General features: G+C 38.3%; 11 protein-coding genes. 9 read left to right on the top strand and 2 right to left on the bottom strand.

Going from position 1 to position 12,996, the window contains the following annotated elements; genetic code table 11:
• Nucleotides 1-57 precede the first annotated feature (57 nt).
• Nucleotides 58-786: a ZIP family metal transporter gene (locus tag ACFQ4X_RS12670; RefSeq protein ID WP_379835605.1), complete on the top strand. Its 729-nt coding sequence runs from the start codon at nucleotides 58-60 to the stop codon at nucleotides 784-786.
• Between the two features lie 33 nt (nucleotides 787-819).
• Here the strand turns inward: ACFQ4X_RS12670 and ACFQ4X_RS12665 are convergent, their stop codons facing one another.
• On the bottom strand, nucleotides 820-1,485 hold the full coding sequence (locus ACFQ4X_RS12665; RefSeq protein WP_379835603.1) for a DUF2642 domain-containing protein: 666 nt from the start codon (nucleotides 1,483-1,485) through the stop codon (nucleotides 820-822).
• A 106-nt stretch (nucleotides 1,486-1,591) separates the two neighbouring features.
• Entirely contained in the window at nucleotides 1,592-2,362 is a 771-nt protein-coding gene (locus tag ACFQ4X_RS12660) for a hypothetical protein (RefSeq protein WP_379835601.1), read from the bottom strand.
• Between the two features lie 330 nt (nucleotides 2,363-2,692).
• Here ACFQ4X_RS12660 and pyrH point away from each other — a divergent pair, with 330 nt between their 5' ends.
• The 8 genes from pyrH (at nucleotide 2,693) to ACFQ4X_RS12620 (ending at nucleotide 12,992) form a co-directional block, all read left to right on the top strand.
• Nucleotides 2,693-3,427, top strand: a complete 735-nt coding sequence (gene pyrH, locus ACFQ4X_RS12655; protein WP_077359621.1) for a UMP kinase — start codon at nucleotides 2,693-2,695, stop codon at nucleotides 3,425-3,427.
• 106 nt (nucleotides 3,428-3,533) lie between these two features.
• Nucleotides 3,534-5,057, top strand: a complete 1,524-nt coding sequence (locus tag ACFQ4X_RS12650; RefSeq protein WP_379835599.1) for a spore germination protein — start codon at nucleotides 3,534-3,536, stop codon at nucleotides 5,055-5,057.
• Complete coding sequence (locus ACFQ4X_RS12645; RefSeq protein ID WP_379835597.1) at nucleotides 5,054-6,142, top strand: Ger(x)C family spore germination protein; 1,089 nt, start codon at nucleotides 5,054-5,056, stop codon at nucleotides 6,140-6,142. Before ACFQ4X_RS12650 ends, ACFQ4X_RS12645 begins: the two co-directional genes overlap by 4 nt.
• A gap of 468 nt (nucleotides 6,143-6,610) precedes the next feature.
• Nucleotides 6,611-7,480, top strand: a complete 870-nt coding sequence (locus ACFQ4X_RS12640; protein WP_379835595.1) for a hypothetical protein — start codon at nucleotides 6,611-6,613, stop codon at nucleotides 7,478-7,480.
• Nucleotides 7,481-7,627: 147 nt separating this feature from the next.
• Nucleotides 7,628-8,713, top strand: a complete 1,086-nt coding sequence (locus ACFQ4X_RS12635) for a copper resistance D family protein (protein WP_379835593.1) — start codon at nucleotides 7,628-7,630, stop codon at nucleotides 8,711-8,713.
• A gap of 21 nt (nucleotides 8,714-8,734) precedes the next feature.
• On the top strand, nucleotides 8,735-8,986 hold the full coding sequence (locus ACFQ4X_RS12630; RefSeq protein ID WP_379835591.1) for a DUF2573 family protein: 252 nt from the start codon (nucleotides 8,735-8,737) through the stop codon (nucleotides 8,984-8,986).
• Between the two features lie 452 nt (nucleotides 8,987-9,438).
• Nucleotides 9,439-10,356 (top strand): proline dehydrogenase family protein, encoded by a 918-nt coding sequence (locus ACFQ4X_RS12625; RefSeq protein WP_066292354.1) that lies wholly within the window; start codon nucleotides 9,439-9,441, stop codon nucleotides 10,354-10,356.
• A gap of 239 nt (nucleotides 10,357-10,595) precedes the next feature.
• The gene (locus ACFQ4X_RS12620; RefSeq protein ID WP_379835589.1) at nucleotides 10,596-12,992 is read left to right on the top strand and encodes a 3-hydroxyacyl-CoA dehydrogenase/enoyl-CoA hydratase family protein; all 2,397 of its coding nucleotides are present in this window, start codon (nucleotides 10,596-10,598) and stop codon (nucleotides 12,990-12,992) included.
• Nucleotides 12,993-12,996 lie beyond the last annotated feature (4 nt).

Below are 12,996 nucleotides of genomic sequence, written 5' to 3'. Positions count from 1 at the left end.
TTGTGTATAGAAAAAATGCGATTAGGAAATGGTGATAAAAAAGAGAGGGGATGAAGCATGCTGCAAGCCGCCTTTTGGGGAGGAGTGGCAGGTTCTGCTGTATTGCTGGGATGCTTTACGGGACTTGCCTTCCATATTCCAAAAAAATGGACAGCTTGGATTATGGCGTTTGGGACAGGTATATTGATCGGTGCTGTTTCATTCGAACTGCTGGTTGAAGCTGTTGAACAAAGTAACTTAAAGATAACAGCGATAGGTTTTATTCTTGGGTCTGGTATTTTTACTATTATCAATAGTATTCTTTCAAAAAAGGGTGGTCACGAAAGAAAAATGTCCGGTGTCAAAAAGGCAAAAGGAGCTGGCATGGCCATATTCTTTGGTACTTTATTAGATGCCATACCAGAATCTGTTTTGATCGGTGCTAGTTTGATTGAACAAAGCAAAGTAAGCTGGCTGCTAGTGATAGCCATTTTTTTAAGTAATTTTCCTGAAGGGTTGTCCAGCTCGATTGGATTGTTAAAAGAGGGTTTTTCAAAAAAGAAAATTATAGGAATGTGGATATCAGTGTTTATTATATCTGCAATCGCCGCTTTGTTGGGTTTCATATTATTAGACGGAGCATCTGTTTCGTCTCTTTCATTAATTGGTGCATTTGCAGGTGGAGCGATCATGTCCATGGTAGCTTCTACGATGCTTCCTGAAGCACACGAAGATGCAGGGGCTGCTGTTGGTTTGATCACATCATTAGGTCTGTTAAGTTCATTAGTTTTAACCCATTTTTCATGAAAAAAACTTCGTCGAAGCGAAGTTTTTTTTATATTACGGAAGGTGGAGCGTCTTAATATGCTGGATATTAAGAAAAACGTTCTTATTTCTCTCAATGGTAAGCTGCAGCTGGCTATTATCCATTTTAACTAATTTGCCAATTTTGTTTGGATCTTTTCCTAAATCAAAAATAACAAGCTTTCCTTCGTATTTTTTACATTGTTCAGTAAATGTTCTGGCTAATGTCATTTTGAAAGGAACCAATGGCAGCTCTTCGTTTGACAGTGTATAAGGCCGTTCACTTTCTTTATAAGGTATGAGCCACTTTAAATGCTGCAAAGGAATAAGCATCATTTTATAGACGGGTGAATAGAAAATGAAGTAATCATTCATTATGTTTGTTATATACCCATGAATGGATTGATTACTTGTGATAAACACCTCTGAAAACAGGCCTTTTGCATTCATTAATATTTTTCTTAATGAAATGGTTTCCTCTTCAAAGTTAATCGGAACACTTTTAGGTTTTTCAATTTCTGTTTCATTATCTATCATGCTGCTGATATGGTGAATATGCATTTTAGGTATATATATAAATTGGTCTCCGTCATAAACCACTATGATATCTGAACCAATATCGATAACGATTCCTGTAATACGCTTGTTACCACTGATTGAGAGCTCAACCGTCTCACCAATAAACTTGTTGAAAATACTCAAAACAATCCTCCTATCAATAAAATTTCTCAAAAAGAAAGGGAAATAAACAACCTTTCATAAAGCAAATAAATGTCCTGTTTTTATGAAAAAACAGGACAATTCATTATTACAGTCTGAACCAGCCTTGCTGATCAAGACCTGTTAATCTTGGCTGTTTACAGTGTTTTTTCTTTCTTTTCTTCCAATGGTGACTGGATGAAGATGAAGATTCACATTTTTTATGAGACGATTCTTTCTTATGAGAGGACTCTTTCTTGTGAGAGGATTCTTTCTTATGAGAAGACTCCTTCTTATGAGAAGATGACTCACACCATGAAGATGAAGAAGATTCCTTTTTGTCGTTAGATGATTCTTTCTTGCTAGAAGACTCTTTCTTATGGCTGCTTTCTTCACGACATCCGCCGATTTGGCTAAAGCTCTTAATATGGAAGATAGCGATGATTATAACTTCGTCGCCTTTAATTACTTCAATCGTGTTGTGGTTAACAGCTACAAGTACTCCCTCTACGCTATCTGGACCTCTGCGATTAATTTTCACTTTATGGTTGATGAAATGCTTTAACACATTATGGAATGTATCGTTTGTGCATTTTTTCTTGTTAGTCCATTTGCAGCAGATTTCGTCCGCTTCTAAAACGATTGCTTTTACATGGAAAAGCTGGTAGAAGATTAACTCTTTATCGTGTTTACCGTCTTTGCCTTTGTCCTTACCTTTCCCTTTGCCATCTTTATCGAATGATTCGATGGCTAGAAAGTCGTGACCTACACAGACTAATCTTCCAAATCTTGATTCTGGACCGCCTGTATTAACTTTGATCTTTTGGCCCAATAATTTGCATAGCTCTCTTTGAGAGAGTACGGGTTTATTCTTACTCAAAAATATTTCCTCCTGATAATGATTTTGACTACTCTTGTCCATGCATTATATGTATCCCTTTATGGAAAAGGCATAGGTAACCTGTCTATATTTCGTAAAAATGGTCAAACGTTTAATAGAAAATTTATATGGCAAGTTATATTTAAATTTCACTTACACAAGCTGGTGAGTATATAATGGAAGAAGAAAAGAAGAGGAGGCGGTTTCTGATGGTATTTGTACAAAAAATAGTGCAGCAAAATCAAAATATCCGCCGACTTTTAACGTGAAAGAACAGATGACTTATTCATTGTCATTTGTTCTTTTTTTTATATAGAGGAGGAGAAGAAGATGCGTTATAGACGGGTTTTAATTAAACTAAGCGGCGGAGCCCTTGCTGGAAATCAGGGAACAGGGTTTGATCATCTTTCTTTAAATCACATTGCAAAAGAAGTTTTATCCGTCATTGAAAAAGGGATTGAAGTGGCAATAGTCGTTGGAGGAGGCAATATATTCAGAGGGAATTTAGCCGAATATTGGGGGATTGAAAGGGTAGAAGCAGATCAGATCGGGACATTAGGAACGGTTATAAACAGTTTAATGTTAAGAGGGGTCTTGAAGAGCAAGATGGACCGGGAAGTAAGAGTGATGAGTTCTGTTCCAATAAGTGCAGTTGCGGAACCTTATATCAGGCTGAGAGCTGTTCATCATTTAGATAAAGGATATGTCCTCATATTTGCAGGAGGAAATGGCCAGCCATACGTCACAACCGATTATCCTGCAGTTCAAAGAGCTCTAGAAATGAATTGCGATGCCATTCTTTGTGCAAAACAAGGTGTTGACGGGGTGTATGACAGCGATCCAAACCGATTTAAAGAAGCGAGGAAATATGCTACGCTTCACTATGATGAAGCGATAAGAAATAATTTAAAAGTTATGGATCAATCCGCACTTATTTTGGCAAGAGACTACGGTTTGCCGATCCACCTTTTTGATTTTAACCAAGAGGGCTCATTCTTGAAAATCTGCAGCGGTGAAGATATCGGGACATTTATTAGCAATAACATAGAAACAGCACTTGTTTAAACAAGTGTTTAAAAAGGCATTCCAGCAGCTAGCCTTGGAATGCCTTTTTGTATATTTAACCACCTCTTTTCTCATATTAAGGAAGAGAAAAGAGGTGGCAGACATCATGATGAAATGGTTGAAAAAGAAACCGAAAGAGCAGAGTCATACGATTGATTTATCTAATAACACATATGCAGATATTACAGAATTGATTGATAATGCGAAAGACTCGGCAGATTTTATCCATTATCCTCAAAAAACGGTTCATCACAATGTGTATATCTCTTATTATAAAGCTATGATTGATGGTGAATTGCTGCATCGTGATTTTCTTCCGTACCTTATTCATAGTAAGGATTTTAGAGCCCTTAAAGACTTAAAAGATATTTTGCCTATTGAAAGTGTAACAATCACAAATGATATAAAAGAAATTCAAAACAAGCTCCTGCGAGGATTTATTGTCGTACAGTTCGGTGAATATGATGAAGAATGTGCTGTTATCCGAGCTGAGAATTTTTCTACTAACCGTCCAGTGTCTGTTTCTGAAATTGAGTTTTCCGTTATCGGACCAAAAGAAGCTTTCATCGAAAACCTGGATAGCAACCTATATTTAATTAGAAGAAGACTGCCGGTACCCGAGCTTCGATTTAAAGAAATAATAATAGGCAAGTTTTCAAAAACCCGTGTAATAATTGCTTATTTAGAAGGAATAGCAGATAAAGAAAATATCAATACCGTCATTCAAAGGATAAAAGATATTGAGTCTGAAGTGATTCCAGACAGTTCTTTTTTGGAACAAATGATCTCCGATAACACAAAATCAGTATTTCCTCAGCTCATTACGACAGAACGTCCAGACCGGGTTGTTTCTATGCTGAATTATGGACAGGTAGCCATCCTTTCAGAAGGCTCACCTCAAGCATTACTTGGCCCGACAGGAATTACAGAGTATTTTGTATCACCTGAAGATTATTATTTATCGTGGGTGCTTGGTTCACTCTTCCGGTTCATCCGGTTTATTTCTGTTATTTTTTCTACCTTCGCCACGCCTATTTACGTTGCTGTGTTAACGTTCCATTATCAGATGATTCCTAAAGATCTGCTTGCTCCTTTAATTTCATCACGTGTAAATATTCCATTTCCTCCCATATTAGAAGTATTATTTCTCGAGTTAACCATTGAGTTACTAAGGGAAGCGGGTGCACGTTTACCGACTAAGGTTGGTCAGACACTCGGTATTGTAGGAGGTATTGTAATCGGACAGGCATCGGTTGAGGCTGGATTGACAAGTAACATCTTGTTAATCATTGTATCGTTATCAGCTCTTGCTTCATTTACTACACCGATCTATAAAATGGCTAATACAATCCGTATATTGCGTTTCCCGTTTATCTTTCTTGCAGCCATATGGGGCGGGGTTGGGATCGTTCTTGCGATGAGTTTTATACTGGTTCACCTGTTAAGACTAGAATCACTCGGAAGACCATACATGGCACCGCTCTATCCGCCACGGCTTTTAGACATGACAGACACTGTAATCAGGCTTCCTTACAATAGGCTGTTAAAACGGCCAATTAGCCTAGGTACTCAGCTTCCGTCTAAAGACAAGATAAAAGAAATGAGAAAAAAGAAGGACATAGATGAATGATGAAAATGAAGAGCCTTTTCATAGTTTCTATTCTTTTTTTATTAATTGGCTGCGTACCACAACAAATTATTGATGAAGTTCAGCTGATTCATGCCATTGGCTTTGATGAGCTTCCTAACCAAAATATTAAGGGAACGATAACCTATCCGATCTTTGATCCTGATGGTACGGTTCGAGTTGAATCACTTTCAGCTGTATCACATACTAGCAGGTTTATTCGTTCAAAGCTAAACACAAAATCACCAAAAACACTGTCTACAGGACAATTAAGAATCGTGCTCTTTAACAACAAATTTGCAAAAAAAGGAATATTGGACATCGTTAACTCACTATACCGTGATCCTAACGTAGGCAATCGTTTATATTTGTCAGTTGTAGATGGCAGTACAAACGAATTGTTAACAACGAAATATACAGCTGCACCTCTTCCTTCTATGTATCTTATGGATTTGATCGAACAAAATATTAAAAGTGAAAATCTCCCGAAAACAAACTTGCACGTTTTTCTCTACAGTTATTACGGAGAAGGAATTGATCCATTTTTGCCTATCGTTAAAACAGAAAAAAAGGCAATGCAGCTTGAGGGCATCGCATTATTTAAGGATGATAAATATGCAGGCAAAATTAACCACAGTGAATCTTTTGTATTTAAAGTGATGGTCGATGGATCAACGACTGGGCACTATGAAGTTGAACTGAAAAAAGGAAAACAAGAGGGCCATGCAGTTGTTCGCAATATAAAAGGAACTACATCCTATAAGGTAAGAAAAGTAAATGGTGTTCCTGAATTCGATGTTAAGCTGAAAATTTTAGGTGAGATCCACGAATATCCTCCTTGGTTAAACTTAGAAGAGAAGCCGAATATCGACCTTATTGAAAAGACATTTAAAAAACAAATTAATAAAGAAGCCAAAAGAATAATCACTAAGTTTCAGAGGTTAAATGTAGACCCGCTTGGATTTGGGGATCAGGTGCGACGACGGGAAAAGAATTGGGATTTTAAAAGATTTCAGAAACAATATCCTGATATGAAGATAACCGTATCAACAGAAGTTGAAATCGTTGAATCGGGAGTAATTGAATAATGGAATTTGGACAGCAGCTGTTTGTGGCTGCTGGTTTTCATTTTTTAAGGGTCTCTTAAAGATTGCTGCTTTTGGTTCATTTTTTCATTCTCTTCATTGACAATTTGATTGAAGTGTAAGGTGCGAGACTCCTGCATGCCAACTACCTGAAAATACTTCTCGCAAGTTACTACAAAGAGCATTTGAGAAATTCTTCATTGAAAAGTTAATTGGAACGGAAAGGCGAGACTCCTGAGGATGAGTGGGACAGGTGAGCCCATTCAATGTCGCAAGGCGACGAATGGGCTCACCGCACACCCTGCGGAAAGCGAGTCCTGCAGCGGAAATTAACCTCTTTCAAAAGCATCAAAGTATACGAGAACAGCCTTTTAAAAAACGCGGACAAAAAATCAGATCTCTTGCGAATAGTTATAAAGTTATTCTTGTATAGAGCTATAGAGTAGCGAGAGTTTAAAGGGGGCAATTACTTTGAGAACAACAGATGAGAAAATTAAACTTCGCAATCATTGGTTTAAAATTATTTTAATCAGTCTTTTTTCAATGGTCTTAATGTTTAAAATTGCTGTAACTAAATTTACGTTTCATTTTTCCGATATGCTGGCTTTTATTCTAGCCATTTTTGCAATCGGAATCTGCAGTATGTTTTATGTAAAAATAAATGAAGCGCTCCAGGCTTTTTCAGCAGCCGGAAAATCTTTACTGCCTGTTACTAATAAAAATAAGCAGAACGTGACAGAAGAAGCGGAAGAGATGATTGAACCAGAAGTTACTCTAAATGAATCAGACAGAGAAGACCTGGAACGCCAATTATTAACGTTAGAAGAACAAGTTAAACGAATGAAACAAGTACAAAAAGAAATCACGAACAGATTAATTGATGAAGATCTTCATGAAGATGATAAGCGAGATTATATCGAATATCTGTTACAGAAAGAAAAAGAAATCATGCTGGCAAAACAAGAGATCGTACGTATTACTTCGTTGCTTGAACCAGAAGAAATGATTGAGGAAGAAGCACACGAAGATGATGAGCAGCACATGGAAGATATTCAAGATGAACATTCTGTTCAAACGGCTACCGCTAAAGATGTAGTACAGCTTTTAGGAAAAGAATTTGTTTTGAATGCAAGTCTTGAGCAGTTCAACCATAAGATGAGAGAGATACAGCATTCGATTACGTTAGAAACCGCTAACCACCTGAAGGTAGAGGGATTGATCGATCCATACTTTAATGTAACACGCAAAGGCTTAAAAGAGTTTAGACGTGCTGCAAAGAAATTTAGTTATGAAGATGGTGTAAAGTTTCTATCGAAAGTCGTTCAAAGAGGAAATAGATAAATAAGAGCTGATTCACAAAAAAAGCTGTTAAAGCTGGGTGAATCAGCTTTTTTTATCTGAATTCGTTATATTGTCAATCTTATTTTTTCGTCTTTTCCCAATCCCTGCTACAATAGATATAGACTTGTTGAGAGGGAGTTTATTTGTATGTTTATTGTTGCTAAGGCAATGCTGTATCTATGTTTTTCCATTCTGATCGGTACATTTATACTTTATTCTGTTCCTAAAACAAAACGACCTGAAGTTCGTATACAGAAACAATGGCTGCTGATCCTTATTGCCTTGGTACCTGTTTTCGGCATCGGAGAACTGATGAGGCTTACTCTTCATTTAGGAGAGGGGATCGGGTATTGGCTTACATTTCAAAATATCGTTTTAAGTTTTGAAATAGGAAAAGGCTGGCTGTTTTTAACCGGCATATCGGTGATATTATTTTTTATGGTCATGTTTAACGATATAGCTGAAGAGAGGTTCTTTGCATGGCTTTCTTTAGTTCTGTTATCAGGGATGGCACTATCCATCGGTTATGCCAGCCATGCTGCCAGTTTAAATTCATTAGGTATTTTTGCGCATTCCCTTCATTTTTTAGCCGTTACTGCATGGTCAGGTACCCTTCTTGCAGTTGGTTTTTTTAGCAAGGATAAGGGATCAGGGTTATCTTTTTATAAATGGTTTACACCTTTCGCGCTTGTTTGTCTTTTCATCGTAATCGGGGCTGGAATATGGCTGATGTCATATATAGTGCCTGAATATGTAAACGGGTATTTGCTGAATTATGGACAAGCGTTATTGATAAAGCATATTTTGCTTTTTGTTGTAATCTTTTATAGTCTGATTAACGGTGTATGGTTAAAAAAGAAGCTTAAAGATGGGGACGGCTCTTTGTCTTTAAAGAAATGGATCAGAGCTGAAGGAATCCTGTTGTTTTTTGTATTTGCTGCTACAGCTGTGATGAGCCAGCAGACTCCTCCGCATGATGTAGCGGAAACACTGAAAATGGAGAAACCTTCGCCATTATTTTCGTTCATAACGGGGTTGAATCCCGGGGGCAATCCAATGTTGAGAATCGAAATATCGCTGCTGAGCCTTGGATGGCTGTTTGCTTGTATAATTCTTTTAACAGGAGTGTTCATTGGCATTAAAAGAAAAATAGGATTCCTGCCCGTTTTCGGCGGTTCTATTTTGGCTGCATGTTCACTCTATTTAGCAGTGATGTCATCACTATCCCTATAAAGAGAAAGTGAGGAGTATATCTTGGATAAAAAACTGCAATCTCAGCTTGACGGGCTGATTGAAAAATATGCTGAACTCTTGATCGGCAAGACAGAACCTGAACATGTTGAAATGGTAAAGGCATATGTTTTGTATTCTAGTATCGCTAAAAGTATGCCGCCGCTTGTCAAGCATTGGAACGAGAGTTATCCGGATGCTAAAGATGCTATGAAGGAACTTATTAGTGAAATTAAAAAATTAAATGAAGAACATCGCCAATCGAATAAAAAATAAAAGGGAAGCAGCCATAGAGGTTGCTTTCTTTTTGTTCATGGCTCTTTCTAAAGGATTGTTGTATTTGGATCGTTATTATGAAGACGCTTCATTGTAAGGTTGATTGGAGTGAAAGGTGCGAGACTCCTGCGGGAGCAGCGTGCCTACTACCTGAGTAATCTTCTCGTAAGGCATGCGACGAGGAAGCTAGCTTCTATGTTGTTTTGCTTGTAGACGCAGGAGCAGCACTTTAACCGAAGATCACCGCACGCCCCGCGTAAAGCGAGCAACCTGGAGCGGAAATAAACTACATCAATTAGCAACAAAGGTACGAAGACAGCTTCTTTAAAAAATTTAAATTTTGCAAAATCGACAAACTTTGCAAAAAGAATGATATATTTAAAGCGGTTACATCGAATTAGAAATTAACCAATTTTAATATATATAAGAAAGTGTAATAGGGGGCAATTAGATTGGAACAAGCAATGCGTAATTTTTTCTTATTTTTAGCTAAAAACAAGTCTATGACTAGCTTGGCTAAAAAGTATGGTTTGCGTTTTGGCGCAGCACGTTTTGTAGCAGGAGCAACACTTGAGAGCTCGATCTCAGCAATTAAAAAACTAAATGAAAAAGGTATGCCTGTTACGATCGATCATTTAGGTGAATTTGTAGATAGCGAACGTGAAGCAGCTGAGATGACAGAACACTGTATTCAAGCGATCAAAGCGATTGCAAAAGAAAAGCTTGATTCACAGCTTTCATTAAAGATGACTTCGATGGGATTAGATATCAGCGATGAACTAGTTCTCAGCAACATGAAAAAAATCATGGATGCAGCTGTAAAGCATAATGTGTTTATCACGATTGATATGGAAGATTATTCTCGCTGTGAAAAAACATTGCAGATCTTTAAACAGCTGAAAAAAGAATACGATAATATTTCGACTGTTATTCAGGCATATCTGTACCGCTCATTAGAGGATGTACAGAATCTTAATGAATATCAGCCTAACCTGCGTCTTGTTAAAGGTGCCTATAAAGAATCTCCTAAAGTGGCTTATCCTGAAAAAAGTGACGTGGATAACAACTTCAAAAAATTGATTGAAACTCACCTATTAAATGGCAATTATACGGCAATTGCTACTCATGATGATGAGATCATTCAATATACAAAGGAACTTGTTGATAAGCACAACATTCCTTATGATCAATTCGAATTCCAGATGCTCTACGGCATTCGTGTAGAACGCCAGGATCAGCTGATGCAAGAAGGCTACAAAATGCGTATCTACGTACCATACGGAAACGACTGGTATGGCTACTTCATGAGAAGACTTGCTGAAAGACCAGCGAACGTTATGTTCGTACTAAAAGGTGTATTCGGAAAGTAATTTAGGATTGCAAAAGAACTCTCTAATGGGAGTTCTTTTTTTGTTAAAAGAAGATTAAGAAGTTGAATTGACTGGGGTCTGTCCCGGGACAGACCTCAGTCAATTTAGAAACAATTTAAAGAAATAGTTCTGAACTATTGCTAAAATTCTGAATATATTTTATATTGAGTATAGGCTAATTAATTTTTTTATGGATAAAAAATGAATGAGTATTCATTCAATAAAGGGGGAAGTCTATTTTGTCTCGTCAAATCCGAAAAGCCGCCGTACTGGGTTCTGGTGTAATGGGATCGGGCATTGCTGCTCATCTAGCCAACGTCGGAATTCCAACCTTGTTATTGGATATTGTCCCGCCTTCTTTAAGTGAAGAAGAAAAAGCAAAGGGGATCACGGAAGATCACCCGGCATTCCGAAACAAATTCACCTTAACAGCAACACAAAAATTACTTAAACAAAAACCAGCGCCGCTGGCGGTGAAAGAAAACCTTGATTTAATTACAATTGGAAACTTAACGGACGATCTAGAGAAGCTGAAAGAAGTAGACTGGATCATTGAGGTTGTTGTAGAACGTCTCGATGTAAAACAAAAGCTTTTTGAAAAGGTTGATCAATACCGTAAGCCAGGAAGCATTGTTACCTCTAATACGTCCGGGATCTCCATTCGTGCGATGGCTGAAGGCAGATCAGAAGATTTTAAATCTCACTTTTTAGGAACGCATTTTTTCAATCCTCCAAGATACTTAAAGCTTTTGGAGATCATTCCTACTGAAGACACGAAACCAGAGATCGTACAGTTCATTAGAAATTTTGGTGAGAATGTTCTTGGAAAAGGTGTAGTCGAAGCAAAAGATACACCGAACTTTATCGCGAACCGCATCGGCACATATGGACTTATGGTAACGATGCAGGAAATGATGAAACAAGGCTACACTGTCGGGGAAGTGGATTCTGTAACTGGACCTCTGATCGGCCGTCCAAAATCTGCAACGTTCAGAACGCTGGATGTCGTTGGTCTTGATACATTCCTTCATGTAGCACGAAACGTTTACGAACAAGTAGACGGGAAAGAAAAAGAAGTCTTTGAAATTCCTGATTTTCTAAATGAAATGGTTGATAAGGGGTGGACAGGAAGCAAAAATGGCCAGGGCTTCTATTTAAAGCAAAGAAGCAAAACAGGCAGCGAAATTTTAGAGCTCGATCCTAAAACACTCGAATACAAGCCGCGTTCAAAGATGAAAACAGCAACACTCGAAGCTGCTAAACAAATGAAAACAACAAACCAGAAAGTGAAAGCGCTTTTATATAGTGAAGATCGTGCAGGCAAGCTCCTATGGGACATTATTAAACCGGTACTTTTGTACTCAGCAGAAAAATGCTATGAAATTGCAGACGATCTTGTCGCGATCGACCAAGCGATGAAATGGGGCTTCGGCTGGGAACACGGACCTTTTGAGATTTGGGATGCAATAGGGCTGTCTGAGTCGGTAGAAAGAATGAAGTCTGAAGGAGAGACGATTCCACAATGGGTGGAAGAATTGCTCCGTTCAGAGAAAACATCATTCTACTCAAAAGCTGAAGGTGAAGTGTCGTACTACCACAATGGTACCTATTTGCCTGTAGTAGAAAATAAGAAAGTGATTCACTTAAGCCGTCTTAAAGAAAAAGGCAATGTGATCACGAAAAATGGCGGAGCTACGTTGATTGATTTAGGTGATGATGTAGCGGGCCTTGAATTTACATCACCGAATAATGCGATCGGACCTGAAATCATTATGATGCTTCATCAGGCGATCGACGAAGTAGAGAAAAACTACAAAGGGCTTGTCATCGGAAACCAAGGTAAGAACTTCTGTGTTGGAGCAAATCTCATGCTCATTTTAATGGAAGCACAAGATGATAACTTCTTTGAACTCGATATGATGGTCCGCCAGTTCCAGCAAGCGATGGCAAGAGTGAGATACAGTTCAAAGCCTGTTGTAGCTGCTAACTTCGGAATGACCCTCGGCGGCGGAGTTGAAGTATCATTGCCGGCTGCAAGATTGCAGATGTCTTCTGAAACTTACATGGGTCTCGTAGAAACTGGAGTAGGACTCATTCCTGGGGGAGGCGGAAACAAAGAGCTCTATATCCGTCTATTAGAACAGCTTCCGGAAGGTGCGAAAGGGGATCTGCAAAAGGTAGCGAATCAGGCATTTGAAACAATCGCGATGGCGAAAGTCTCAACATCGGCCCAAGAAGCTCGAAAACTAGGATTCTTACGAAACGAAGACAACATCTCAATAAATGGCGACCATCTTTTACATGATGCGAAAAGCCAAGTTCTTGCACTTTCAGACCTTGGTTACAAAGCGCCTGTTAAAAAGAAGATTCCAGTGGTTGGCGAAGCTGGATACGCAACGCTCGCACTAGGTGCACAAACGATGCATTTCAGCCAATACATTTCCGAACATGATTTAAAAATTGCTAAGAAACTAGCATTTGTTTTAGCAGGAGGAAGAGTACCTGAAGGAACATATGTTGATGAACAATATTTACTAGATCTTGAAAGAGAAGCATTTTTAAGCCTTGCAGGAGAACCAAAGAGCCAGGCAAGAATGCAGCACATGCTTGTAAAAGGCAAGCCGCTAAGAAACTAAGGGG

The sequence above is a fragment of the Fictibacillus halophilus genome, assembly GCF_042680145.1.
Taxonomy (GTDB): Bacteria; Bacillota; Bacilli; order Bacillales; family Fictibacillaceae; genus Fictibacillus; species Fictibacillus halophilus_A.
This window is presented reverse-complemented; position numbering and strand designations above follow the sequence as displayed.